This window comes from Pseudomonas sp. Xaverov 259 (genome assembly GCF_019352915.1).
Classification (GTDB): domain Bacteria; phylum Pseudomonadota; class Gammaproteobacteria; order Pseudomonadales; family Pseudomonadaceae; genus Aquipseudomonas.
This window is the reverse complement of the sequence record NZ_JAAAFV010000031.1, coordinates 133,326-158,386: the sequence shown is the minus strand read 5'-3', so window position 1 is coordinate 158,386 and position 25,061 is coordinate 133,326. Positions and strand designations below refer to the sequence as shown.

The 25,061-nt window shown below is 61.1% G+C and carries 27 protein-coding genes and 1 pseudogene; 10 read left to right on the top strand and 18 right to left on the bottom strand.

The window, feature by feature from the left end; translation table 11 throughout:
• Nucleotides 1–34: 34 nt before the first annotated feature.
• The 3 genes from infA to aat all read right to left on the bottom strand — a co-directional run bounded on the left by infA (nt 35) and on the right by aat (nt 1,797).
• Nucleotides 35–253 (bottom strand): translation initiation factor IF-1, encoded by a 219-nt coding sequence (gene infA / locus K0H48_RS11405; protein WP_002553999.1) that lies wholly within the window; start codon nt 251–253, stop codon nt 35–37.
• Between the two features lie 100 nt (nt 254–353).
• Nucleotides 354–1,061, bottom strand: a complete 708-nt coding sequence (locus K0H48_RS11400; RefSeq protein WP_017137504.1) for an arginyltransferase — start codon at nt 1,059–1,061, stop codon at nt 354–356.
• A 55-nt stretch (nt 1,062–1,116) separates the two neighbouring features.
• Complete coding sequence (gene aat / locus K0H48_RS11395; protein ID WP_138814952.1) at nt 1,117–1,797, bottom strand: leucyl/phenylalanyl-tRNA--protein transferase; 681 nt, start codon at nt 1,795–1,797, stop codon at nt 1,117–1,119.
• Between the two features lie 494 nt (nt 1,798–2,291).
• On the opposite strand from aat, the gene K0H48_RS11390 reads away from it, so the two are divergent.
• From K0H48_RS11390 to cysG, 6 genes are read left to right on the top strand one after another with little or no spacing between them, the layout of a single operon-like run.
• Nucleotides 2,292–4,700 carry a DNA translocase FtsK gene (locus K0H48_RS11390; protein ID WP_219267539.1) on the top strand — a complete coding sequence of 803 codons (2,409 nt, stop codon included), beginning with the start codon at nt 2,292–2,294 and terminating at the stop codon, nt 4,698–4,700.
• 54 nt (nt 4,701–4,754) lie between these two features.
• Nucleotides 4,755–5,378: an outer membrane lipoprotein chaperone LolA gene (lolA, locus tag K0H48_RS11385; RefSeq protein WP_138814954.1), complete on the top strand. Its 624-nt coding sequence runs from the start codon at nt 4,755–4,757 to the stop codon at nt 5,376–5,378.
• Between the two features lie 23 nt (nt 5,379–5,401).
• Nucleotides 5,402–6,724, top strand: a complete 1,323-nt coding sequence (locus K0H48_RS11380) for a replication-associated recombination protein A (RefSeq protein WP_138814955.1) — start codon at nt 5,402–5,404, stop codon at nt 6,722–6,724.
• Nucleotides 6,724–7,098 (top strand): fluoride efflux transporter CrcB, encoded by a 375-nt coding sequence (gene crcB / locus K0H48_RS11375; protein WP_017137499.1) that lies wholly within the window; start codon nt 6,724–6,726, stop codon nt 7,096–7,098. The genes K0H48_RS11380 and crcB overlap by 1 nt, the downstream gene beginning before the upstream one ends.
• 16 nt (nt 7,099–7,114) lie before the next feature.
• Nucleotides 7,115–8,395, top strand: coding sequence for a serine--tRNA ligase (gene serS, locus K0H48_RS11370; RefSeq protein WP_219267538.1), 1,281 nt, complete (start codon nt 7,115–7,117; stop codon nt 8,393–8,395).
• Nucleotides 8,396–9,790: a siroheme synthase CysG gene (gene cysG, locus K0H48_RS11365; protein WP_017137497.1), complete on the top strand. Its 1,395-nt coding sequence runs from the start codon at nt 8,396–8,398 to the stop codon at nt 9,788–9,790.
• Between the two features lie 47 nt (nt 9,791–9,837).
• Here cysG and K0H48_RS11360 read toward each other — a convergent pair whose 3' ends face one another.
• The 6 genes from K0H48_RS11360 to tusD all read right to left on the bottom strand — a co-directional run bounded on the left by K0H48_RS11360 (nt 9,838) and on the right by tusD (nt 13,274).
• On the bottom strand, nt 9,838–10,833 hold the full coding sequence (locus K0H48_RS11360; protein ID WP_219267537.1) for a glutathione S-transferase family protein: 996 nt from the start codon (nt 10,831–10,833) through the stop codon (nt 9,838–9,840).
• A gap of 88 nt (nt 10,834–10,921) precedes the next feature.
• Nucleotides 10,922–11,923, bottom strand: a complete 1,002-nt coding sequence (locus tag K0H48_RS11355; RefSeq protein ID WP_219267536.1) for a glycosyl transferase family protein — start codon at nt 11,921–11,923, stop codon at nt 10,922–10,924.
• The gene (locus K0H48_RS11350) at nt 11,920–12,255 is read right to left on the bottom strand and encodes a TusE/DsrC/DsvC family sulfur relay protein (RefSeq protein WP_219267535.1); all 336 of its coding nucleotides are present in this window, start codon (nt 12,253–12,255) and stop codon (nt 11,920–11,922) included. The genes K0H48_RS11355 and K0H48_RS11350 overlap by 4 nt, the downstream gene beginning before the upstream one ends.
• Nucleotides 12,252–12,530: a sulfurtransferase complex subunit TusB gene (gene tusB / locus K0H48_RS11345; RefSeq protein ID WP_065931003.1), complete on the bottom strand. Its 279-nt coding sequence runs from the start codon at nt 12,528–12,530 to the stop codon at nt 12,252–12,254. Before tusB ends, K0H48_RS11350 begins: the two co-directional genes overlap by 4 nt.
• The gene (tusC, locus tag K0H48_RS11340) at nt 12,530–12,880 is read right to left on the bottom strand and encodes a sulfurtransferase complex subunit TusC (protein WP_219267534.1); all 351 of its coding nucleotides are present in this window, start codon (nt 12,878–12,880) and stop codon (nt 12,530–12,532) included. The genes tusB and tusC overlap by 1 nt, the downstream gene beginning before the upstream one ends.
• A 1-nt stretch (nt 12,881) precedes the next feature.
• Nucleotides 12,882–13,274, bottom strand: coding sequence for a sulfurtransferase complex subunit TusD (gene tusD, locus K0H48_RS11335; RefSeq protein ID WP_219267533.1), 393 nt, complete (start codon nt 13,272–13,274; stop codon nt 12,882–12,884).
• A gap of 159 nt (nt 13,275–13,433) precedes the next feature.
• Between tusD and K0H48_RS11330 the strand changes: the two genes are divergently transcribed.
• Entirely contained in the window at nt 13,434–14,609 is a 1,176-nt protein-coding gene (locus tag K0H48_RS11330; protein WP_219267532.1) for a CaiB/BaiF CoA-transferase family protein, read from the top strand.
• Between the two features lie 85 nt (nt 14,610–14,694).
• On the opposite strand, the gene K0H48_RS11325 is transcribed toward K0H48_RS11330, so the two are convergent.
• Entirely contained in the window at nt 14,695–15,189 is a 495-nt protein-coding gene (locus K0H48_RS11325) for a SprT family zinc-dependent metalloprotease (RefSeq protein ID WP_056861886.1), read from the bottom strand.
• A 127-nt stretch (nt 15,190–15,316) separates the two neighbouring features.
• Entirely contained in the window at nt 15,317–15,919 is a 603-nt protein-coding gene (locus K0H48_RS11320) for a Yip1 family protein (protein WP_138814965.1), read from the bottom strand.
• 373 nt (nt 15,920–16,292) lie between these two features.
• Here K0H48_RS11320 and ttcA point away from each other — a divergent pair, with 373 nt between their 5' ends.
• Both ttcA and K0H48_RS11310 read left to right on the top strand, forming a co-directional pair.
• Nucleotides 16,293–17,117, top strand: coding sequence for a tRNA 2-thiocytidine(32) synthetase TtcA (gene ttcA / locus K0H48_RS11315; RefSeq protein ID WP_219267531.1), 825 nt, complete (start codon nt 16,293–16,295; stop codon nt 17,115–17,117).
• Nucleotides 17,118–17,184: 67 nt separating this feature from the next.
• Nucleotides 17,185–17,856, top strand: a complete 672-nt coding sequence (locus K0H48_RS11310) for a DNA-3-methyladenine glycosylase I (protein WP_099548017.1) — start codon at nt 17,185–17,187, stop codon at nt 17,854–17,856.
• Between the two features lie 124 nt (nt 17,857–17,980).
• Here the strand turns inward: K0H48_RS11310 and K0H48_RS11305 are convergent, their stop codons facing one another.
• From K0H48_RS11305 to arsC, 3 genes are read right to left on the bottom strand one after another with little or no spacing between them, the layout of a single operon-like run.
• Complete coding sequence (locus K0H48_RS11305) at nt 17,981–18,388, bottom strand: DUF2069 domain-containing protein (RefSeq protein ID WP_219267530.1); 408 nt, start codon at nt 18,386–18,388, stop codon at nt 17,981–17,983.
• Complete coding sequence (gene wrbA, locus K0H48_RS11300) at nt 18,372–18,986, bottom strand: NAD(P)H:quinone oxidoreductase (RefSeq protein ID WP_219267529.1); 615 nt, start codon at nt 18,984–18,986, stop codon at nt 18,372–18,374. The genes K0H48_RS11305 and wrbA overlap by 17 nt, the downstream gene beginning before the upstream one ends.
• Nucleotides 18,983–19,336 carry an arsenate reductase (glutaredoxin) gene (gene arsC / locus K0H48_RS11295; RefSeq protein WP_219267528.1) on the bottom strand — a complete coding sequence of 118 codons (354 nt, stop codon included), beginning with the start codon at nt 19,334–19,336 and terminating at the stop codon, nt 18,983–18,985. The genes wrbA and arsC overlap by 4 nt, the downstream gene beginning before the upstream one ends.
• 117 nt (nt 19,337–19,453) lie before the next feature.
• Between arsC and K0H48_RS11290 the strand changes: the two genes are divergently transcribed.
• Complete coding sequence (locus K0H48_RS11290) at nt 19,454–19,915, top strand: TlpA disulfide reductase family protein (protein WP_058419872.1); 462 nt, start codon at nt 19,454–19,456, stop codon at nt 19,913–19,915.
• A gap of 117 nt (nt 19,916–20,032) precedes the next feature.
• Here the strand turns inward: K0H48_RS11290 and K0H48_RS11285 are convergent.
• The 4 genes and pseudogenes from K0H48_RS11285 to K0H48_RS11270 form a co-directional block, all read right to left on the bottom strand.
• Nucleotides 20,033–20,433: pseudogene (locus K0H48_RS11285) on the bottom strand (META domain-containing protein).
• A complete protein-coding gene (locus K0H48_RS11280) occupies nt 20,430–20,870 on the bottom strand; it encodes a hypothetical protein (protein WP_219267527.1) in 441 nt (146 codons plus the stop codon). Before K0H48_RS11280 ends, K0H48_RS11285 begins: the two are co-directional and overlap by 4 nt.
• A gap of 71 nt (nt 20,871–20,941) precedes the next feature.
• Complete coding sequence (locus K0H48_RS11275) at nt 20,942–21,931, bottom strand: 2-hydroxyacid dehydrogenase (RefSeq protein WP_219267526.1); 990 nt, start codon at nt 21,929–21,931, stop codon at nt 20,942–20,944.
• A 176-nt stretch (nt 21,932–22,107) separates the two neighbouring features.
• Nucleotides 22,108–24,861: a response regulator gene (locus K0H48_RS11270; protein ID WP_200431811.1), complete on the bottom strand. Its 2,754-nt coding sequence runs from the start codon at nt 24,859–24,861 to the stop codon at nt 22,108–22,110.
• Nucleotides 24,862–25,061: the final 200 nt, after the last annotated feature.

Here is a 25,061-nt window from a genome sequence, read left to right as displayed (position 1 = left end):
GCCCGGCATAACCGGGCGTTTTGTATTGACTTGCTTAACGAGCGCGGTAAGTGATGCGCCCTTTGCTCAAGTCATAGGGCGTCAGCTCGACGCGCACTTTGTCACCGGTAAGAATACGAATGTAGTTCTTGCGCATCTTGCCGGAGATATGCGCGGTTACGACGTGCCCATTTTCCAACTCCACACGAAACATGGTGTTGGGCAGGGTGTCGACGACAGTGCCTTCCATTTCGAAGCTGTCTTCTTTCGACATGCAGTAAAGCCCTCGGTATCCAGTGAATGGCCCGGTGCAACTGCGCCAGGCAAAAGCGGCGTGCATTGTGCCCGAAAAAGGGTGTTTAAGCCAAGGGGTTCTAGTTAAGCGTTACCCATCTTTGATTAATCAGTAGCTCAATGGGCCGATATTGGGTCTTGTAGTTCATCTTTTTGCAGTTCTTGATCCAGTATCCGAGGTACACCGCCTCCAGTTCCAGGCGCGCGGCTTCACCGATTTGCCACAAAATCGCAAAGCGCCCAAGGCTGCGGCGTTCTTCGGCCGGCTCATAGAAGGTGTAGACCGCCGACAGGCCGTTGGGCAGCAGGTCGGTCACCGCCACCGCCAGCAGGCGGCCGTCCAGGCGGAACTCATAGAAACGCGAGAAGGGCAGGTCGCGCACCAGGAAGGTCGAAAACTGATCGCGGCTGGGTGGGAACATATCGCCGTCCGCATGGCGTTGTTCGATATAGCGCTGGTAAAGATCGAAATACTCTTCGCTGTACTGCGGCTTGGTGGCCGTGACCGTCAGGTCGGCGTTACGTTTGAGGATGCGTTTCTGGTTGCGGTCCGGCAAAAACTGCGCAACCGGGATGCGCGCAGGCACGCACGCATTGCAATTCTGGCAATGGGGCCGGTACAGATGATCGCCGCTGCGCCGAAAACCCATCTCTGAGAGGTCGGCATACACATGCACGTCCATCGGCTGGCTGGGGTCGAGGAACAGTGTGGTGGCCTGCTCGTCGGGCAGATAGCTGCAAGAGTGGGCTTGAGTGGCATAAAACTTCAAGCGCGCCAGCTCGGTCATGATCAACCCTCGGATAAGCTTTGAAATAAGTGTAAGCCAGGTACGAGGAAGTCGCCTAGGAAACCCACGGGCCAGAGCTGGGTTGGTCTAAATGGTTACGCAGGAAGCCGGCAAATTCACTGCGTGGTATGGCGCGGGCGCCGAGGCTGTGCAGGTGATCATTGGGCATCTGGCAGTCGATCAGGACAAAACCCCAGGCCAGCAACTGGCGGGTCAGCGTGGCAAAGCCGAACTTGGAGGCATTGTCGGCGCGGCTGAACATCGATTCGCCAAAAAACAACTGGCCCATTGCCAGGCCATACAGGCCGCCGACCAACTTGCCGTCATCCCACACTTCAACGGAGTGCGCGTAGCCGCGCTGGTGCAGCTCCAGGTAGGCGCTTTGGATACCTTCGGTGATCCAGGTGCCGTCTGCATAAGCGCGCGGCGCGGCGCAGGCCTGGATGACGGCGGCGAAGTCCTGGTCAAAGGTCACGCTATAACGCTGCTGGCGCAACAGTTTGCCCAGGCTGCGTGACACGTGCAGCTCGTCGGGGAATATCACCGTGCGCGGGTCTGGCGACCACCAGAGGATCGGCTGGCCGTCGGAGAACCACGGGAAGCAGCCATGGCGGTAGGCCTGGATCAGTCGTTCGGCCGACAGGTCGCCACCGGCGGCCAGCAGGCCATTGGGTTCGCGCATGGCTTTAGCCAGCGGCGGGAAAGTCAGGGAATCGCGTTGCAACCAGGTCAGCATGGCATCCAGGCTTACGGTAGGGGAGGGGAGTGGCAGGTATGACGCCTGCCACATGTGGGGTGATTATTGTCGACAAGGCGCTGTGGGGCCAGCCCGAATCGGGCATCGGCGTGCAATAGCGTTAACGGGTGTTTCTGCAACTCTGCCCCGCAGGCGCGGTCGTAATCGGGTCTGGGCGATGCAGGCCAATTGCCAAGCTTGTCTACTTTGATAAAAACAGCGCATAAGCCTTTGTCAGCAAAGACAATGCATGCTCAAATTGAACCGGCTGTGACACATCCACTGTCCAGGCCTGCGGGTGAGGGCAAGTACGTGGCATCGCCGACGCAAACCCGTACAATGCGGGCATTGTGGCGTTATCGCCCTTTCACCTGTTCATCACCCAATGTTAAAAGTAGTTTCAGCGACATTCGTTCATTTTTCAGCTGCTCGGATTGAGCAGTGTGCAGTCATTCAACAGATGGACGCGCTAAAGGCGCAGGAATAGACCCGTTTTGAAGAAATCCGCCGCAACACCTAAAGCAGCAGTCGTGCCGGCCTGGCGCCAGCACCTGCATTACCGACTCAAGGAAGGCGCGCTGATCGCTATCGGCGCCCTGTGCCTGTTCCTGATGATGGCCTTGCTCACCTATGGCAAGGACGATCCGGGCTGGAGCCACAACAGCAAGATCGAAGACGTGCAGAACTTCGGCGGCCCCGCCGGTTCCTACAGCGCCGATATCCTGTTTATGGTGCTGGGTTACTTTGCGTATATCTTCCCGTTGTTGCTGGCGATCAAGACCTGGCAGATCTTCCGCCAGCGTCACGAACCGTGGCAGTGGAGCGGCTGGCTGTTCTCCTGGCGCCTGATCGGCCTGGTGTTCCTGGTGTTGTCCGGCGCGGCGCTGGCGCACATTCATTTTCATGCACCTACCGGCCTGCCGGCGGGCGCGGGCGGGGCGTTGGGCGAAAGCCTCGGCGACCTGGCGCGCAGGACCCTGAATATCCAGGGCAGCACCTTGATGTTTATCGCGCTGTTCCTGTTCGGCCTCACCGTGTTCACCGACCTGTCGTGGTTCAAGGTGATGGACGTGACCGGCAAGATCACCCTTGACCTGCTCGAATTGTTCCAGGGTGCCGCCAACCGTTGGTGGTCGGCCCGGGTTGATCGCAAGCGCATGGTCGCGCAACTGCGTGAGGTGGACACCCGCGTTAACGAGGTGGTGGCCCCGAGTACGCCGGACCGCCGCGAGCAAGCCAAGGTCAAGGAACGCTTGATCGAGCGCGAGCAGGCCCTGAGCAAGCACATGTCGGACCGCGAGAAGCAGGTGCCGCCGGTGATTGCCCCGGCACCGCCCAAGGCGCCGGAACCAAGCCATCGTGTGCAGAAAGAGAAGCAGGCGCCGTTGTTTGTCGACAGTGCTGTCGAAGGCACTCTGCCGCCGATCTCGATTCTCGACCCGGCCGAAAAGAAACAACTCAATTATTCCCCGGAGTCCTTGGCGGCGGTTGGCCATCTGCTGGAAATCAAGCTCAAGGAATTCGGCGTCGAAGTCTCGGTGGATTCCATTCACCCAGGCCCGGTGATTACCCGTTACGAAATCCAGCCCGCAGCCGGCGTCAAGGTCAGCCGAATCTCCAACCTGGCCAAAGACTTGGCCCGTTCCCTGGCCGTGACCAGTGTGCGGGTGGTGGAAGTGATCCCCGGCAAGACCACCGTCGGCATCGAGATTCCCAACGAAGACCGCCAGATCGTGCGCTTCTCGGAAGTACTCTCGACCCCGGAATACGACAACTTCAAATCGCCGGTCACCCTGGCCCTCGGCCATGACATCGGCGGTAAGCCGGTGATCACCGACCTGGCGAAAATGCCACACCTGCTGGTGGCCGGTACCACCGGTTCCGGTAAGTCGGTGGGCGTGAACGCGATGATCCTGTCGATCCTGTTCAAGTCCGGCCCGGATGACGCCAAGCTGATCATGATCGACCCGAAAATGCTCGAATTGTCGATCTACGAAGGCATCCCGCACCTGCTGTGCCCGGTGGTGACCGACATGAAGGACGCCGCCAACGCCCTGCGCTGGAGCGTCGCCGAGATGGAGCGCCGCTACAAGCTGATGGCGAAGATGGGCGTGCGTAACCTGTCGGGCTTCAATGCCAAGGTCAAGGAAGCCCAGGACGCCGGCACACCGCTGACCGACCCGCTGTACAAGCGCGAAAGCATCCACGACGAAGCGCCGCTGCTGACCAAGCTGCCGACCATCGTGGTGGTGGTCGACGAGTTTGCCGACATGATGATGATCGTCGGCAAGAAGGTCGAAGAACTGATCGCGCGTATCGCCCAAAAGGCGCGTGCGGCCGGTATTCACTTGATTCTCGCGACCCAGCGGCCTTCGGTGGATGTGATCACCGGCTTGATCAAGGCCAACATTCCAACGCGGATGGCGTTCCAGGTTTCCAGCAAGATCGACTCGCGCACCATCATCGACCAGGGTGGCGCCGAGCAACTGCTGGGCCACGGTGACATGCTCTACATGCCGCCCGGCACCAGCCTGCCGATTCGGGTACACGGTGCGTTTGTGTCCGATGACGAAGTACACCGCGTGGTCGAAGCCTGGAAACTGCGTGGCGCGCCCGAATACAACGACGACATCCTCGCGGGCGTGGAAGAGGCCGGCAGCGGCTTTGACGGCGGCAGCGGGGGTGGCGACGATGATGCTGAAACCGACGCGCTCTATGACGAAGCCGTGGCCTTTGTGCTCGAAAGCCGCCGCGCCTCGATTTCTGCGGTGCAGCGCAAGCTGAAAATCGGCTACAACCGCGCCGCGCGCATGATCGAGTCGATGGAAAATGCGGGCGTCGTCACCCCAATGAACACCAACGGTTCGCGCGAAGTCATCGCCCCTGGGCAGATGCGCGACTGACCACGTGCCGCGTGGCAGCACGCGGCTCGCCCTGACTACTCAATGAGGATTCCCATGCGCTTTATCCGCATGCTGTTGTTGCCGGCACTGGCCCTGACTGCTGTTTCGGCCCACGCTGATCCGGCCTCCGTGGCCAGCCTGACCAACCTGTTGGACAAATCCAAGACCCTGACCGCGCGCTTCTCGCAGTTGACCCTGGATGCCGGCGGCACCCAGTTGCAGCAGACCGAAGGCGAAATGGCCGTGCAGCGCCCTGGGCTGTTCTACTGGCACACCGAAGGCAAGGCCGAGCAGACCATCGTTTCTGATGGCCAGAAGGTCACCCTGTGGGACCCGGACCTGGAACAGGCGACCATCAAGAAGCTCGACCCGCGCTTGAACCAGACGCCGGCGCTGCTGCTGTCGGGCGATGTCTCGAAGATCAACGACAGCTTCGACATCACCTCCAAGCAAACCAGCAACGTGATCGAGTTCACCCTCAAGCCCAAATCCAAGGACACGCTGTTTGACAGCCTGAACCTGTCGTTCGGCAACGGTGTGATCAACAACATGCGCCTGATCGACAGCGTCGGCCAGCGCACCGATATCCTGTTCTCCGGCGTCAAGGCTAACCAGCCGGTGGACCCATCCAAGTTCAAGTTCGTCATCCCCAAGGGTGCCGACGTGATCCAGGAATAAACTAGAGGTTTCAAACGCTGCCCATGGATTTGTTTCGAAGTGACCCGATTGCTCAGCCCCTGGCGGCGCGCTTGCGCTCGACCAACCTGGATGAGTACGTCGGGCAGGAACACCTGCTCGCTCGCGGCAAGCCTCTGCGCGAAGCCCTGGAGCAGGGTGCGCTGCACTCGATGATTTTCTGGGGCCCACCGGGCGTGGGTAAAACCACCCTGGCGCGGCTGCTGGCGAAAGTCTCGGATGCACACTTCGAAACAGTCTCGGCGGTGCTGGCCGGAGTCAAAGAGATTCGCCAGGCGGTAGAAGTCGCCAAGCAGCAGGCCGGGCAATACGGCAAGCGCACCATCCTGTTCGTCGACGAAGTGCATCGCTTCAACAAGTCGCAGCAGGATGCGTTTTTGCCGTACGTTGAAGATGGCACGCTGATTTTCATTGGCGCGACCACCGAAAACCCTTCGTTCGAACTCAACAACGCCTTGCTCTCGCGAGCGCGTGTCTATGTGCTCAAGAGCCTGGACGAAGCGGCGATGCAAAAGCTGCTGCATCGGGCTCTGAGCGAAGACAAGGGCTTGGGCAAGCGCCAGCTGAGTGTCAGCGATGAAGGTTTCAAGATTCTGCTGGCCGCCGCCGATGGCGATGGCCGGCGCTTTCTGAACCTGCTGGAGAACGCCTCGGACCTGGCCGAAGACGGCCACGAGATTGGCGTCGACCTGTTGCAAAGCCTGCTCGGCGACACGCGCCGTCGTTTCGACAAGGGCGGCGAAGCCTTCTACGACCAGATCTCGGCACTGCACAAATCCGTGCGCGGCTCCAACCCCGACGGCGCGTTGTACTGGTTTGCGCGCATGATCGACGGCGGCTGCGACCCGCTGTACCTGGCGCGCCGCGTGGTGCGCATGGCCAGCGAAGACATCGGCAACGCCGACCCGCGCGCCCTGAGCCTGTGCCTGGCGGCCTGGGATGTGCAGGAGCGCCTCGGCAGCCCGGAAGGCGAGTTGGCCGTGGCCCAGGCCATCACTTACTTGGCCTGCGCGCCAAAAAGCAACGCGGTGTACATGGGCTTCAAATCCGCCCTGCGTGCCGCTGCCGAATACGGCTCCCTCGAAGTGCCGATGCACCTGCGCAACGCGCCCACCAAGCTGATGAAACAGTTGGGTTATGGCGACGAATACCGCTATGCCCACGATGAGCCGGACGCCTACGCGGCCGGCGAAGATTACTTCCCCGATGAGCTTGAGCCCTTGCCGCTTTATCAGCCAGTGCCCCGTGGCCTGGAGCTGAAAATCGGTGAAAAGCTCAATCATCTGGCCCAACTCGACCGCCTCAGCCCAAAACAGCGGAGAAAGTAGTGCTCAAGACCATTCTTGCCGTGTCCGCCGCGGGCATCGCTGGTACATTATTGCGTTTCGCCACCGGCACTTGGGTCAGCGCTAACTGGCCGAAGCATTTTTATGCGGCGACCCTGGCGGTCAATCTGGTGGGTTGCCTGATAATCGGCCTGTTGTACGGCTGGTTCCTGTTGCGCCCCGAAGTGCCGATTGAGGTTCGCGCCGGCTTGATTGTCGGCTTTGTAGGCGGTCTTACGACCTTTTCATCCTTTTCACTGGATACGGTGCGCCTGCTGGAAAGCGGGCAAGCTTTGGTAGCCTTCGGTTACCTGGGCATCAGCGTGTTCGGCGGGCTGCTCGCCACCTGGGCTGGCCTGTCCTTGACCAAACTTTGATAAACGAGAGACCGACATGCTCGATTCCAAACTGTTACGTAGCAACCTTCAGGACGTAGCGGACCGCCTGGCATCCCGTGGCTTTGCCTTGGATGTTGCGCGCATCGAAGCGCTGGAAGAACAGCGCAAGACCGTCCAGACCCGCACCGAAGCACTGCAGGCTGAGCGTAATGCGCGTTCCAAATCCATCGGTCAGGCCAAGCAGCGTGGCGAAGACATCGCGCCGTTGATGGCGGATGTCGAGCGCATGGGCACCGAGCTGTCCGACGGCAAAGTCGAGCTGGAAGGCATTCAGACCGAGCTGGATTCGATCCTGCTGGGCATCCCGAATATTCCGCACGAATCCGTGCCGATGGGTGAAGACGAAGACGGCAACGTCGAAGTGCGCCGTTGGGGCACGCCAAAAGCCTTTGATTTCGAGATCAAGGATCACGTTGCGTTGGGCGAACTGACCGGCGGCCTGGATTTCGAAACCGCCGCCAAAATGTCCGGCGCACGCTTTGCTCTGCTGCGCGGCCCGATCGCGCGCATGCACCGTGCCCTGGCGCAGTTCATGATCAACCTGCACACCGCTGAACACGGCTACGAAGAAGCCTACACGCCGTATCTGGTGCAGGCGCCGGCGCTGATGGGCACCAGCCAGCTGCCGAAGTTCGAAGAAGACCTGTTCAAGATCAGCCGCGACGGCGAAGCCGACCTGTACCTGATCCCGACTGCCGAAGTGTCGCTGACCAACATCGTCGCTGGCGAAATTCTCGATGCCAAGCAGCTGCCGATCAAGTTCGTGGCCCACAGCCCGTGCTTCCGTAGCGAAGCCGGTGCCTCGGGGCGTGACACGCGCGGCATGATCCGTCAGCACCAGTTCGACAAGGTGGAGATGGTGCAGGTTGTAGAGCCGTCGACGTCCATGGAAGCCCTGGAAGGCCTGACCGCCAACGCCGAGCGCGTCCTGCAACTGCTGGAACTGCCGTACCGCGTACTGGCGCTGTGCACCGGCGACATGGGGTTCAGTGCCGTGAAGACCTACGACCTCGAAGTGTGGGTGCCAAGCCAGGACAAGTACCGCGAAATTTCGTCGTGCTCCAACTGCGGTGATTTCCAGGCCCGTCGCATGCAGGCGCGTTTCCGTAACCCGGAAACCGGCAAGCCGGAACTGGTACACACCCTCAACGGTTCGGGCCTGGCCGTAGGCCGTACTCTGGTGGCCGTGTTGGAAAACTACCAGCAGGCCGACGGTTCTATCCGCGTGCCGGAAGTGCTCAAGCCGTACATGGGCGGCGTTGAGGTCATCGGCTAAATGGAATTTCTGCCGCTGTTTCATAACCTGCGCGGCAGTCGTGTGTTGGTCGTCGGTGGCGGGGAGATTGCCTTGCGCAAATCCCGGCTGCTGGCCGACGCCGGTGCGTTGCTGCGGGTGGTTGCTCCCCAGATCGAAGACCAGTTGCGAGAGCTGGTGCTGGGCAGTGGCGGGGACCTGATTCTGCGCGGTTATCAGGAGGCTGACCTTGACGGTTGCGTGCTGATTATCGCGGCCACGGACGACGAACCGCTGAACGCGCAAGTGTCCAGCGATGCCAAGCGCCGGTGCGTGCCGGTCAACGTGGTGGACGCGCCCGCCTTGTGCAGCGTGATCTTTCCGGCGATCGTCGACCGTTCACCCTTGGTGATTGCGGTGTCCAGCGGCGGCGATGCGCCGGTGCTGGCGCGTTTGATCCGCGCCAAGCTGGAGACCTGGATTCCGTCGACCTATGGCCAACTGGCCGGCTTGGCGGCGCGGTTTCGCGCCCAGGTCAAAGGTTTGTACCCGGATGTGCAGCAGCGTCGAGCCTTTTGGGAAGAAGTGTTCCAGGGCCCGATCGCCGACCGTCAATTAGCCGGGCAGGGTGATGAAGCCGAGCGTCTGTTGATCGAGAAGGTCAACGGCGCGCCGCCGTACGCGCCAGGCGAAGTCTATCTGGTCGGTGCAGGCCCGGGTGATCCGGACCTGCTGACCTTCCGCGCGTTGCGCCTTATGCAACAGGCCGACGTGGTGCTGTACGACCGCCTGGTGGCCCCGGCGATTCTTGAACTGTGCCGCCGTGATGCCGAGCGTATCTACGTCGGCAAACGTCGCGCCGACCATGCCGTGCCGCAGGATCAGATCAACCAGCAACTGGTGGATCTGGCCAAGCAGGGCAAGCGTGTGCTGCGACTTAAGGGTGGCGATCCGTTCATCTTTGGCCGTGGCGGCGAAGAGATCGAGGAACTGGCGGCCCATGGCATTCCGTTCCAGGTGGTGCCGGGGATCACTGCGGCCAGCGGTTGCGCGGCGTATGCGGGGATTCCGCTGACGCATCGTGATTATGCGCAGTCGGTGCGCTTTATCACCGGGCATTTAAAGAACGGGACTTCGGACCTGCCTTGGCATGACCTGGTAGGGCCGTCGCAAACGTTGGTGTTCTACATGGGTCTGATCGGCTTGCCGATTATCTGTGAGCAATTGATCAAGCACGGGCGCGCGGCGGATACACCGGCGGCGTTGATCCAGCAGGGCACCACGTCCAACCAGCGCGTGTTTACCGGCACCCTGGCGGACTTGCCGCGCATGGTGGCGGAGCATGAAGTGCATGCGCCGACACTGGTGATCGTCGGGGAAGTGGTGGTGTTGCGCGAGAAACTCAAATGGTTTGAAGGCGCGCAATCCCAGGTTTAACACTGTTCTTATGGCGAGGGAGCTTGCTCTCTCGCCACAAGATGTTCTCAGTTCCAGACACCTTTGCCGCTCAACCGCGCCCGATCATGCTCGGCATCAAACTTCTGCAACGGCCCCTTCGGCACAATCCCGGTCGGGTTGATCGTCCGATGGCTCGCATAGTAATGCCCCTTGATATGCGCAAAATCCACCGTCTCGGCCACGCCTGGCCACTGATACAGCTCCCTTAGCCAGTTCGACAAATTCGGATAGTCGGCAATCCGCCGCAGGTTGCATTTGAAGTGGCTGTAATACACCGCATCAAAGCGAATCAGCGTAGTGAACAGCCGCACATCGGCTTCGGTCAGGTATTCACCGGCCAGGTAGCGCTGCTCAGCCAGGTGCTGTTCCAGGTGGTCCAGTTCGGCAAACACATCATCAAACGCACTCTCATACGCCTGCTGCGAGGTGGCAAAACCTGCGCGGTACACGCCATTGTTGACGGCGGGATAGATGCGCTCGTTCAACGTATCGATCGCCGGGCGCAGGGCTTCGGGGTAGAAATCCAGGGTATTGCCGGTCAGCCCGTTAAACGCGCTGTTGAACATTCGGATGATCTCTGCCGATTCATTGCTGACGATGCGCTGCAGCTTTTTGTCCCACAGTACCGGCACGGTGACACGCCCGGTGTAATCGGCGGTGTCTGCGGTATAGCGCTGGTGCATGAAGTCGAAACCGTCGAGCTTGTCACCGGTCGAGCCGTGGGCCTTGTCGAAGGTCCAGCCGTTTTCCAGCATGAGCCAACTGACCACGGACACGTCGATCAAGCTTTCCAAACCCTTGAGTTTACGCAGGATCAGTGTGCGATGGGCCCACGGACAAGCCAGGGACACATACAGGTGGTAACGACCGGCTTCGGCCTTGAAACCGCCATCGCCGCTGGGGCCAGGCTCGCCATCGGCGGTCACCCAGTTGCGGCGTTGCGCCTGCTCGCGCTGGAATGCGCCGTCTGCGCTACTTTCGTACCACTGGTCTTTCCAGTGTCCTTCGATCAGCAAACCCATGACTGGCTCCTTGGCTACTAAGCGTTAGAGCCCAGTCTAAAGGGATGAGTTCGAACTAAAAGCGCAAAGACCGGGCGGGAATCATCGATTAAATCGATTTATCCCGCGCGTCCCAGTATTGCTGGGCCAATTCGAATGCGTGTTCCCGAGCATGGCCGAGGCCGCGCAAGGCCAGGGCCATGGTCGCGATCAGCGCGAGTTGCGGGTAACTGTCCTCGACATCACCGCGCCACAAGGCTTTTAAATGCTCGGGTTCCAGGCTGGCCGGTTTGACGTGGCGCTGGGCGGAGAGGGCGGGCCACTCTTCGTCCCAGCTCTGGCCGCCGGTGGTGCCGTACAGATGGCTGAGGGTGTCGGGGTTGATCTCGACTTCGCCGCCATCACCCTTCACCACAATCACATTATCGCCCAGCAGGCCGCTGGCATCGCGGTGCACGCCCTGGTAGCCGGGGTGGAAAATGCTTTGCAGGCCGCAACGCGCATTCAGCGGGTTGAGCAGGCGCGCCAGGGAGTGAATCGGTGAGCGCAGGCCCAAGGTGTTGCGCAAGTCGATCATGCGTTGCAGTTGTGGCGCCCAGTCACCCAGCGGGATAAACGCCAGGTTGCCGTGCTCGAACGCCGTCTCGACCTGTTGCCAGCTGCGACACAGCGGGATTTGCAGGCCTTGCAACAATTGCTCGGTGTACAAGCGGCCCGCCGTATGGGCACCACCGCCGTGCATCAGGATGCGCACACCGTTTTGCGCCAGGCACTTGGCCGCCAGCAGGTACCACGGCAGGTGGCGTTTTTTACCGGCGTAGGTCGGCCAGTCGATGTCCACATTCAGCGCGGGCGCATTCAAGCGCTCGCGCACCGCCTCGGTGAAACCGGCGAGTTCTTCCGGGCTTTCTTCCTTGTGACGCAACAGCATCAGGAAGGCGCCGAGCTGGGTGTCTTCGACTTTTTCGTCGAGCAGCATGCCCATGGCTTCGCGGGCTTCCTCACGGGTGAGGTTGCGCGCGCCGCGCTTGCCTCTGCCCAGGATGCGCACGAACTGCGCAAACGGGTGCTCGGCGGGGGTTTCAAGGGTGAGCGGGGCAAAGTCGGTCATAAGCAATTCGTCGGCCTGGGCAGGCCCGCCAGCTTGGCGGCAAGTTTGGCGGGGGTGCCATTGAAGAGTTTGTTGAGGTGCAGGCTGTTGCCCTTGTCCGGGCCGAGCTTTAAAGCCGTGTACTTGATCAGCGGGCGCGTGGCCGGGGACAGCTGAAATTCTGCGTAGAACCCGCGCAGCAGTTCGAGGATTTCCCAATGGTCGGCGGTCAATGCCAAGGGTTCGGCGGCGGCCAGGGCACTGGCCACGTCGACGGACCAGTCATTCAGGTCGACGAGGTAGCCATCCTTGTCCAGCTCAAGCGTGCGTTCGCCTACGGTCAGGGTGTTCATAGCCAGGTGTTGACCTTGTCGTAGTCGATCGACAGCTGCACAAACCCAGGGTAGTCGACGCTGTCGGCCCAGTCCGGCAGGGGCAGGTTGCGTGCCTGCATGTCCTCGGCCAGTACAAAGACCTTTACGCCCCGGGTTTGCAGGGCTGCATTGTGCAGGCCGTAGGCGCCATCGCCACACAGCAGGATGGCGTCCTCGGCGCCGCACACGCGCAGGCAACTGGCCAGGCGGCTATCGGTAAACGGGGAGTGAGATACCACGTGCAAAGTCGACATCAGAGGGTCATCACCTGGTCATAACGGTCAATCAGTTGGGCGATCGCGGCGCTGTCCAGTGCCTGCGCGCTGGCAGGTGTTGCGAGGCTGCGCTCGGCAAGGCTATGGCTGCATGCAAATACCTCATCAATGCCGAACAGGCCCAACGCCTGCAGGTTGGCGCTGAGGTCTTTTTGCTGCACGGCCCTGGCGTCCTGATGCGTTGCCAACTGGAACACGCCATCGTCCATAAACAGCAGGCCAATCGGCAGGTCAAAGGCGCCACCGGCCAATACGATATCCAGCGCTTCGCGCGCACTCGGCCCGGACCACGGTGCCTGGCGGCTGATCACCAATAAAGACTTGGCCATATCACGGCCCTCCAAAACAGATCAGGCGGTCGGCAGCCTGGATGGCGTCATGCAATTGCCCCAGGCCCGACAACGCCCACGGTGCGTCGAGGTTCACCGCGCTGCGTTGATAACGCGTGGCTTCCTCAGTATTGAGTACGCCACGGCGCAAGGCGGCGGCGATGCACACCACGCCGTCGAGCTGATGCTGGCTGACAAACTCACGCCACTGGCGGGCAATGTCTTGCTCATCCTGGGGCGCAACGATGTTATTGGACGCGCTGTACACGCCATCCTGATAAAAAAACAGCCGCACAATCTGATGCCCACCGGCAAGCGCTGCCTGGGCGAACAGCAATGCGCGGCGCGAGGAGGGCGCATGGGTGGCGGAAAATACTGCAATCGCAAACTTCATGGAACACTCTGCAAGCAAACCTGAGCCAATGATAAAGCCGCTGCCGCGAAAAAGCCCGCCGTGATCAAAACGGTCACTCTCGGTGATTGTTCTGACGATTGCCGGTCGGGCCGGACCCGGCCTACGCTGTGGCCATTCGAAGAAGAAAAAGGAGTCCCCATGTCAGGTCCCTTGGCGTCCCTCAAAGTGCTGGATTTTTCCACCTTGCTGCCTGGCCCGTTCGCGTCTTTGTTGCTGGCGGACATGGGCGCCGAGGTGCTGCGTATCGAATCGCCCACGCGCATGGACCTGTTGCGCGTGCTGCCGCCCCATGATCAGGGGACCTCGGCGAGCCACGCGTACCTCAATCGCAACAAGCGCAGCCTGGCACTGGACCTCAAGCAGGCCGAGGCGCTGCAGATCGTGCGTGAGCTGCTCAAGGACTACGACATTGTCCTCGAGCAATTCCGGCCCGGCGTAATGGAGCGCCTCGGCCTGGGTTATGAGGCGCTGAAGGCGCTCAACCCCAGGCTGATTTATGTGTCGATCACCGGCTACGGCCAGACCGGGCCTTATAAAGACCGCGCCGGGCACGATATCAATTACCTCGCGTTGGCCGGCGTGGCCAGTTACACCGGCCGCCAGGACAGCGGGCCATTGCCCTTGGGCGTGCAATTGGCGGATGTCGGTGGTGGTTCGTTGCACGCGGTGGTGGGCTTGCTCGCCGCCGTGATTGCCCGCCAGCACAGTGGCGTTGGCCAATACCTGGATGTGAGCATGACCGACTGCTCGTTCAGCTTGAATGCCATGGCCGGTGCGGGCTACCTGGCCTGTGGGGTCGAGCCTGATTGGGAGAGCCATGTGCTCAACGGCGGCAGTTTCTACGATTACTACCGCACGCGTGATGGGCGCTGGATGTCGGTGGGCAGTCTGGAACCGGCGTTTATGCGGCAATTGTGCGAAACCTTGGGAAGGCCGGAGCTGGCCATGCAAAGCCTGAAACCCGAGCAGCAAAAAGCCCTTAAACTGGCGCTGCAGGTCGAGTTTGAGAAGCGCAGCTTTGATGAACTGTGTGAGTTGTTCGCCGGGGTGGACGCCTGTGTTGAGCCGGTGCTGAGCCTGAGCGAAGCGCTGGAGCATCCCCAGTTGCAGGCGCGCGAGCTGGTGAGCCAGGTGCCACGGGGTGATGGTACGAGCCAGGCGCAACTGGCCTGTCCGTTGAAGTTTTCCGAGGGGTTGCCAGCACCTCGGCATATTGGCGCTGCTGTGGGGGCGCACAGTGATGAGGTGCTGGCGGGGTTGGGGTTTAGTGCTCAGCGGATAGCTGAGTTGCGGCGGGCCAAGGTTGTTGGGTGACTGATCTGGCGTCATCGCAGGCAAGCCAGCTCCCACATTTGGAATGCATTCCCCTGTGGGAGCTGGCTTGCCTGCGATAGCGCCCTCACTCCACCCGAGTTTCCCCTGTGTACACCAAAGTGTGCCGACACCGCCTGCACAAATACCGCCGCCCCTGATTCACCAGCCCATGCCTCTGGGCCGAAAACGGGAAATCACTGTCGGCACACGGGCAACGGTAGATATACCGGGTCACCTGGCGGCGTTTGATCTCATACGTGTGGCAACGATCCGGCGGCAGTTCGTAAACCCCGCGCATGATCAACTGCCATTCCTCGCCATGGGGCTGGATGCGCTCGCCAAACAATTGGTGGGCGATCAGGTGCGCCACCTCATGGGCCACCGTCTGCTTGAGGAAGTGTTGGCTGTTTTCGCGGTACAACTGTGGGTTGAAGCGCAGCAGGTTCTCGTGCAAATGCGCGACACCGGCCTTCTGGCCCCGCAGCTTGAGGCTGACCTGGGGGCGTTTGAAGCTTCGTTTAAAAAAGGATTCGGCTTGTAGGAAACAATCTTCGACGCGGGTATTGAGTTGCTCGGGCATGCTGACCATATCTCCAGAGACGTCCAGTATGCCGCAAAAGCAGGTGTTTCCGAATCTGTCAGGCGCCGAATGGTCATGCATAACGCACAAAGCCACCTTGCGGTGGCTTTACGTGCGGTTTATCCGCTTAGCTGGTGTAGATCGGGCCTACGCCCAGCCCCCAGACGATCACGGTAAACGCCATGATTGCCACCAGTACCACCAGGCCCACGGCCAGTACCGAGCTGGAAAACAGGAAGCCCTCGTCCGGGTCGATGTTCATAAACGTTGGCAGCCCCACATACAGCAAGTACACCGTGTAACAGATAGCCGCCGTGCCCACGACCATGCCCAGCCACATATGCGGATAGAGCGCCGCCAGCCCGCCGATAAACAGTGGGGTCGCGGTGTAGGTGGCAAACGCGACGCAGCGCGCCATGCTGGGGCTGGCGTCGTAGGTGCGGGCCATCCAATGGATGAATGCACCCATCACCGCCACGCCGCCGAGCATCGCTGCGTAGGACATGATGGTCATCCACAACGCACTTTCCTGGGTCAACATGACCGGGGCGCGGCTGCCGATGACCCAGCCGACCTGGGTGGTACCGATAAATGCCGAGACGGCGGGGATCGCCGCAAGAATCAAAGTGTGAGTAAGGTACATGTGGCCGATACTTTCTTCCTTATCGCCACGAATTTCCCGCCATTCCTGGTCGGGATGGGTAAACAGCCCCACGACGTGATGGATCATGCCAGTCACTCCTGTCGTTATTACCATCGCCCCCCATCGGAGCGCCCACGGGCCAAATGGCCACATAAGGTCCTGGATAGTTGTGCGACCTTACGTCGCAGTATAGGAAGTGATGACCGGAAAAACTGTAGGGCTTTAGAGCAAATTGCGCTGTAAACACTGGCGCTAATCGCGGTGAGGTCTGTCAGCGATAACGGGTTCTACTGTGGGAGCTGGCTTGCCTGCGATAGCGGTGTGTCAGCAGCTAATACATCACTGACCCACCGCTATCGCAGGCAAGCCAGCTCCCACATTGGATCGGCGTCGCCCATTGAAGTATTTTTGCGTAAAATGCTGCGCTTTTCGTCACACACCTCTAGCGGATCCAAGCGCCATGGGCACTCTTACGGTCAACCAGAACAAACTGCAAAAACGCCTGCGTCGCCTGGCCGGGGAAGCGGTCGCCGATTTCAACATGATCGAGGACGGCGACAAGGTCATGGTCTGCCTCTCCGGCGGCAAAGACAGCTACACCATGCTCGACGTGCTGCTGCACCTGCAAAAGGTCGCGCCGATCAAGTTCCAGATCGTCGCCGTCAACATGGACCAGAAACAACCGGGCTTCCCTGAACACGTGCTGCCGGCCTATCTCAAAGAGCTGGGCGTGGAGTACCACATCGTCGAGAAAGATACCTACTCGGTGGTCAAGGAGCTGATCCCTGAGGGCAAAACCACCTGCTCGCTGTGCTCACGCCTGCGCCGCGGCACGCTTTACACCTTTGCCGATGAGATCGGTGCAACCAAGATGGCCCTGGGGCACCACCGCGATGACATCGTTGAGACCTTCTTTCTCAATATGTTCTTCAACGGCTCGCTCAAGGCCATGCCGCCCAAGCTGCGTGCCGACGACGGGCGCAACGTGGTGATCCGCCCGCTGGCGTATTGCAACGAGAAAGACATCCAGGCCTACTCCGACTTCAAGCAATTCCCGATCATCCCGTGCAACCTGTGCGGCTCCCAGGAAAACCTGCAGCGCCAGGTGGTCAAGGACATGCTGCTGGATTGGGAGCGCAAAACCCCGGGCCGCACCGAAAGCATCTTCCGCAGCTTGCAGAATGTGCAGCCTTCGCAGCTGGCCGACCGCAACCTGTTCGATTTCAGCAGCCTTAAAATTGACGAAACCGCCGCATCGCGCTTCGTCAATGTGGTGAACCTCTAAGACGTTTCAACGCTCTGAAAGACGGCGCTCACGGGCGCCGTTTTCCATTCAACTGCCAGGAGAGGGCATGCGCGATTACAAGTGGCTGCACGAATATTGTCTGAACCGCTTTGGTTCAGCGGCCGAACTGGAAGCCCACCTGCCTGTACCCAAGACCCCGGCGCAATTGCGCAAGATCAGTGATGATCGCTACCTGTCGACCCTGGCGCTGCGCGTATTTCGCGCGGGCTTGAAGCACAGCGTGGTGGATGCCAAGTGGCCGGCGTTCGAGCAGGTATTCTTCGGCTTCGACCCGGAAAAAGTCGTGCTGATGGGCGCCGAGCACCTGGAGCGCCTGATGCAGGACACGCGCATCATCCGCCACCTGGGCAAGCTCAAAAGCGTGCCGCGCAACGCGCAGATGATGCTGGACATTGAGCAGGAAAAAGGCAGCTTCGGTGCGTTTATCGCCGACTGGCCGGTGACCGATATCGTCAGCTTGTGGAAGTACCTGAGCAAGCACGGCCACCAGTTGGGCGGGCTGTCGGCGCCGCGCTTTTTGCGCATGGTGGGCAAGGATACTTTTGTGCCGAGCGATGACGTGGTGGCGGCGTTGAACGCGCAGAAGATCGTCGACAAGGCGCCGACCAGCCTGCGGGACTTGGCGACGGTGCAGGGCGCGTTTAACCAATGGCACGCCGAGAGTGGGCGGCCGATGTGCCAGTTGTCGATGATGCTGGCTTATACAGTGAATCATTGAGACCGAGGTGAGGCTATCGCAGGCAAGCCAGCTCCCACATTCGACCGCATTCCAAAGGATGTACGCGGATAAATGCGGGAGCGGGCTTGCTCGCGAAGACTGACTGTCCGGCGCCAAATTCCTATCAGACTTGCGCCAGCTGCCGATTCAACTGATGCCGCCACCGCACATACAACAGCGCGGTACAAAACACCGCCAGACTCGCCAGCATCTCCAGCACCCCGAACCACTGCCGGTTCGGGTCATACGCCGCCAGTGCGCCCTTTATGAAATACAGGTTCACCACAAAGCACATCCACGAATGCCCGCGCGCGCTGCCCAGCAGCATCCCCGGCGCCAGCACCAGCAGTGGCACCAGTTCGATCAGCAGGATCACCCACGGGCGCGCACCGTGCAGGTCGGCGATGAACAGGTAATACACGCACAGCAAACCCACCAGCCCTAGAAAAGCCAACAAGCTCAGCACGCGTGCCACCTTGACCCGTGGTTCCAGCCACGCCTGGGGCGGCAGGACCTTAGGCTTTCTGGCCACGGCCGTTCTCCAGCAGCATGGCGGTGGTGGCCAGGCGCAGGCCGAGGGCCCGGCACAGGGTGATTTCGTGTTGATCGAGCATGCGTTTGCCATCCGGCCCGGAATGATGGCTGGCGCCGTACGGCGTGCCACCGCCCTGGGTGTCGAGCAAGGCTTGTTCGCTGTAGGGCAGGCCAGTGATCAGCATGCCGTGGTGCAGCAGCGGCAGCAGCATCGACATCAGCGTGGTTTCCTGGCCGCCGTGCAGGCTGGCGGTGGAGGTGAACACGCCGGCTGGCTTGCCGACGAGTGCGCCAGTGAGCCACAGGTTGCTGGTGCCATCGAGGAAGTACTTGAGCGGCGCGGCCATGTTGCCAAAGCGCGTCGGGCTGCCCAGGGCCAGGGCCGAGCAGTTTTTCAGGTCATCCAGGCTGGCATACAACGCGCCTTCGTCCGGGATGCTCGGCGCCACGGCTTCGCACTCGGTGGAAATTGCCGGTACGGTGCGCAGGCGGGCCTCGAGGCCGCCTTGCTCGATGCCCCGGGCAATCTGCCGAGCCATTTCGCTTACCGAGCCATTGCGGCTGTAATACAGCACCAGCACATAAGGCGCGGTCACGGCAGCAACTCCAGCACGTTTTCCGGTGGGCGGCCGATGACGGCTTTGTCGGCGGTTGCCAGGATCGGGCGTTCCATCAGCTTCGGGTGCTCGGCAATCGCGGCAATCAACTGCGCTTCGCTGAGGTTGGCGTCGGCCAGGTTGAGGGTTTTGTATTCGTCTTCGCCGGTGCGCAGCAGTTGGCGTGCGCTGATTCCCAGTTTGCTGAGCAAAGCCTTGAGTTGCGCGGCGTCCAGCGGGGTTTCGAGGTAGCGCACCACGGTCGGGTTCAGGCCGCGGGCTTCCAGCAGTTCAAGCGCACCGCGCGATTTCGAGCAGCGCGGGTTGTGATAAAGCGTCAGATCGGTCATGTGCGGGTCGCATCTTGCGTAAGGTGGCGGGTATTCTACCTGCGCGGCGACCGGTCCTTAAACCGTAAGAGGCGATAGGTCGCAGCCAACGTTCATTTTTTTGCGAAGGATTACCCCATGACTAGGCGACTGATCGGTGCATTGGCGATCATCACAACCCTGCTGCTCAGCGGCTGCGGTAACGATTACGGCGTTGACCAATATGGCAAGAAAGTGGCGGCCGAACGCCTGGACAAACAATGGGTGGTGGTCAATTACTGGGCCGAATGGTGTGGCCCGTGCCGCACGGAAATCCCGGAACTGAATGCCTTGGCCGAGCAATTGAAAGGCCAGAATGTGGGCGTGTTCGGGGTCAATTTCGACAACGTGCAGGGTGAAGAACTCAAGGCCGCCAGCGAGAAACTGGGGATCAAGTTCACCGTGCTGGCGCAGAACCCGGAAGAGATTTTCGATATTCCACGCAGTGAGGCGCTGCCGGTGACCTACATCATTGATGACAAAGGCAAGGTGCGTGAACAGTTGATGGGTGAACAGACGGCAGAAGGTGTGCTGGCCAAGCTCAAGGCGTTACGCGGTTAAACCTGTGGGAGCTGGCTTGCCTGCGATGCGGCTGGCGCGGTGTATCAGGTACACCGCGGTGATGCTATCGCAGGCAAGCCGGCTCCCACAGAAAAGCCGATCCAGTCTGACTTTGGATCAGCCTTCTTCCAGCCACAGGCGAATCGGCTTGCCTTCAGCCGGCCAGAATCGTGTTTGCTCGATCGGTGATATATCCCAGCGCTGCACACCTTGCAGGGCCTGGAAGAAGCGGTGTTCCTGCTCCATCAGGGCTTCGGCGCAGAGTTTGCGGGTGCTGCCGATCTTGCCGAAACTGAGCGTCCGGCCTTCGACGGTGTACGGTGCAAACCAGTGGTTGCAGCCGCCATTGCCGTAGGCGCGGCCATCGGCGCCGAGGGTGACGGTCAGGTGCGCGTAATCCATCAACGGCCGTTCGCCAATCCACTCCACCACGTAGCTGTGGTCTTGCTGCAGCTTTACCGCGTCACCGGCACAGCCGTCAGGGCCACACCGAGCGCGGCGAGCAGCAGGCCTTTCATTGCGCAGCCTGCTGGCATTTCGGGCAGCGGTGTTTGTCGCCTTCGCTGGCCCAACCCAGTTCCTTGATGCGCGCGTTGGCGGCCGGTTGCAGCGGTTCTTTGGCAAGCTTGGTTTCCACTGCGAATTCAAACTCCAGCACGCTGTCGCAGCTGTCGCAGTTGACCTTCCAAGTGTGAATTTCCAACTCGCCGAATTTCGGCCCAAGGGCCATGGCGACCCACTGGCCCGCCGGGCGGATGGAATAGCGCGCGTCACCTTCAACGGTCAGGCGCATCGACAGGGTTTTACTGCCGCGCAGGGTGACGATCAAGACGTCGCCCTGTTTGATCGAACCACCGTTGCCGGTGACCTGGTAACGGCCCGGCACCAGGGCGCGGCATTCGATCAGGGTGTGTTGCGGGCTCAGCAAGCTGAAGCGGAAATCGTGTTCGGCCATGGATCCTCCAAATAGGCGCGGCATCCTATCACGGGTGCCGGCCTATCATGAGCCTGGTATATGACCGCTGATCAACCTTGCACCAGGTTCTGCGGCTGGCCGTCAGCCCACGCGGCAATGTTGGCCAGCGTGGTGCCGGCAATCGCCGCCAGTGCTTCACGGGTCAGGAACGCCTGGTGGGCGGTGATGATCACGTTAGGGAAGGTCAGCAGGCGTGCGAGTACGTCGTCTTGCAACGGCAGGTCGGAGCGATCCTCGAAAAACAACTGGGCCTCTTCCTCATACACATCCAGGCCCAGGTAGCCGAGTTGGCCGTTCTTGAGGGCGTCGATCAGCGCAGGCGTGTCCACCAGGCCACCGCGTCCGGTGTTGATCAGCATGGCGCCAGGCTGCACCTGTGCCAGGGAGCGTGCGTTGATCAGGTGTTTGCTGTCGGCGGTCAGTGGGCAGTGCAGGCTGATGATCTGCGCCTGGGCCAGCAGCTCGGGCAGGCTCACATAGCGGGCGCCAAGGGCCTGGACCTGCGGATTGGGGAAGGGGTCGTAGGCGAGTAACTGGCAGCCGAACCCGGCCATAATCTTGGCAAAGGTGGCGCCGATCTGCCCCGTGCCGACCACGCCGACGGTCTTGCCAACCAAATCGAAACCGGTGAGCCCGTGCAGGCTGAAATCTCCATCGCGGGTGCGGTTATAGGCGCGGTGCAGGCGACGGTTGAGGGCCAGGATCAGCGCGACGGCGTGCTCTGCCACCGCGTGGGGCGAGTAGGCCGGTACGCGCACGATACTCAGGCCCAGGCGCTGGGCGGCGGCCAGGTCGACATGGTTGTAACCGGCCGAGCGCAAGGCAATCAGGCGCGTGCCGCCGGCGGCCAAGTGTTCCAGCACTGGTGCGCTGAGGTCATCGTTGATAAAGGCGCAGACCACTTCGTGGTGTTCGGCCAGGGCCACGGTGTCGAGGTTCAGGCGGGCCGGTTGGAATTGCAGCTCGACACCTGCGGGCAGCGGCTCGCCGAGAAAGCTGTCGCGGTCGTAGGTCTGGCTGCTGAAAAGAATGACGCGCATTAAAAATGCTCCCTGCAGTCACTGAGTTTTAAGTAGGCCGATGTGGGCGCCGGGCTTTTTGTGGGAGCTGGCTTGCCTGCGATAGCATCAACGCGGTGAGCAGGCAGACCGAGTTGCCCGCATCGCAGGCAAGCCAGCTCCCACACAAGCCAGGTCAACACCAGCCTGGAGGAGCCTCAGGCACTGACCCGCGCCTCACTGGCCAGCCGCGCAATCGCCATGTCCAGTTCATCCAGCGCGGCGATGGCCTTGGCGTCGTCTTGCTTGAGCAAGGTTTCCGCGCGCTGGCAGGCGGCGCGCAATTGCGGCACGCCGCAGTAGCGGGTGGCGCCATGCAGGCGATGCACGCGTTCGATCAGCGCATTGTTGTCTTTGGCTTCACGGGCGGCGGTAATCGCCAGGCGATCGGCTTCCAGCGAAGCCAGCAGCATCGCAAGCATGTCGGCGGCCAGGTCGGCTTTGTTGGCCGCCAGGCGCAGGCCTTCCTCATGATCCAGTACCAGCAGTTGCACGCCGGGTGCCAAGCCGTCAGTCGCGCGCTCCGGGCCTTGATTGCGCAGGGCCAGGCCGGTCCATTTCAACACCACTTGGGCCAACTGCCGCTCGCTGATGGGTTTGGTCAGGTAGTCGTCCATACCGCTTTGCAGCAGCGCGCGTTTCTCGTTGGCCATGGCGTGGGCGGTGAGGGCGACCACCGGCAGCGGCGTACCGTGGCGCTCGCTTTCCCACTGGCGGATCGCCTCGGTGCTTTGGCGCCCGTCCATGCCGGGCATTTGTACGTCCATCAGCACCAGGTCGAAGGTTTCCTGCTTCACCGCGTCGATGGCCGCATAACCACTTTCGACCGCGTGCACCTTGGCGCCCATGTCCTCGAGCAAAGTCTGCACCAGCAACAGGTTGGCCGGGTTGTCGTCCACGCAGAGTACGCGCGGCGCTCGGCTGGACAGCGGTTCGCCGGGTTCGCTGCGCAATGGACGCGGGCTGATCAAGTCGGCCAATGCGCGGCGCAGTTTGCGCGTACACGCAGGTTTGGCCTGCAATTGGCTGTTGGGGTTGGGCACCGATTGGTTGAACAGCATCTGTTCGGTGGTCGGGCACAGCACCAGCACCTTGCAGCCCAGGTGTTCCAAGTCCCATAGATGCTGGTTGAGGCGTTCGGGCGGAATGTCATTGGCGGTGACGCCGAGCACCGCCAGGTCGATGGCCTGTTCAGTCTGGTGCGCGCTGGTGATGCCATTGGTCAGGCTTTCCAGGGTGTTGAACGGTGTCACTTCCAGGCCGCAATCTTCCAGTTGGTGTTGCAGGGCCTGACGCGCCAGCTCGTGGTTTTCCAGCACGGCCACGCGACGGCCAAGCAGCGGCGGCGAGGGCAGGTCTTCGGCGTCGTCGCGGGTTTTGGGCAGGCTCAGGCTGATCCAGAACTCCGAGCCTTCGCCCGGTGTGCTGTCCACGCCGATCTCACCGCCCATCTGTTCGATCAGCCGCTTGGAAATCACCAGGCCCAGGCCGGTGCCGCCGGGTTGGCGCGACAACGAGTTGTCGGCCTGGCTGAAGGCCTGGAACAACGCACGCACGTCCTGGTTCGACAGGCCGATGCCGGTGTCCTGCACACTGATGCGCAGTTGTACGCTGTCTTCCTGTTCGTCTTCGACCATCGCGCGGGCCACAATAGTGCCTTCGCGGGTGAACTTGATCGCGTTGCTGATCAGGTTGGTAAGGATCTGCTTGAGGCGCAACGGGTCGCCTACCAGCGCCAGCGGCGTGTCGCGGTACACCAGGCTGACCAGCTCGAGCTGTTTGGCATGGGCGGCTGGGGCGAGGATCGTGAGGGTGTCTTGGAGCAAGTCGCGCAGGTTGAAGGGCACGCTGTCGAGGACCAGCTTGCCGGCTTCGATTTTCGAGAAGTCGAGGATCTCGTTGATGATGCCCAGCAGGTTGTCGGCGGATTTTTCGATGGTGCCCAGGTAATCCAACTGACGCGGCGACAGCTCGCTTTTTTGCAGCAGATGAGTGAAACCCAGGATGCCGTTGAGCGGCGTGCGGATTTCATGGCTCATATTGGCCAGGAACTCCGACTTGATCCGGCTGGCCTCCAGGGCCTCCTTGCGCGCCAGGTCCAGCTCGATGTTCTGGATTTCGATGGTTTCCAGGTTCTGGCGCACGTCTTCGGTGGCCTGGTCGATGCTGTGTTGCAGTTCTTCCTGGGCATTTTGCAGGGTTTCGGCCATGCGGTTGATGCCGGAGGCCAGTTGGTCCAGTTCCTGGCTGCCCAAGGGTGGCAGGCGGGTTTCGAGGTTGCCGTCCTTGAGTTGGGCCACGGCTTGCTTGATCTGGCCGATGGGCGAGTTGATCGTGCGGCTGATGCGCAACGCCAGGGCGGCCGTGCAGATCAGGCCGATGGCGATCAGCAGCAGGCTGGCAAACAGGCTGCGATAGCCGCGCAGCAACATGCCATTGTGCGACAGTTCCACTTCGACCCAGCCCAGCAGGCGGTCGGCTTCGTCGGGGATCAATTCGCCGGCGAGGTTGCGATGCCGACCGAACACCGGCAGCAGGTAGCGCGTGGCGTCATTGCCGCTGCGCTGCAACAGGTGCGAACTGTTGCCGACCGGCGCGAGGTTAAGCATGGTCGGGCCGGCGTGGGCCAGGGACGAGCGGTCCGGTGCCAGGAACGACACTGCGCGCACGTCCGGTTGCTCCAGCGACTGGGTGGCGATGCGTTCAAGCAGGTCGGTGTTCTTGCTGCTCAACGCCGGGGCCACCAGCGGCGCCAATTGCTCCGCGATCATTTCGCCGCGTTGCAGTAATTGGGTCTGCAACTCCGACAGCTGCATCCAAGTGAAATAGCCCCCCAACAACAGGGCCATCAGGCTGGTCGGTAATAAGGTCAGCAACAGTACGCGGCCTTTTATCCCCATTCTTCTAAGCACGCCACTCTCCTGCTACCACACTGTTTTCGATGATCTGCGCGGGCATCCGGTCCGCGCCACCTGCGCAGTGTAGCCATTTGCGCGGTGTGGAACCTCGCAAATTAATGATCGACGTCAATCTCCGAGAGCAATCCCCGAGCCATCGGCAGCCGGGTGGCGATTGCCTGTCACTGTTTAATCTTGAATAATCAGCGATTGAG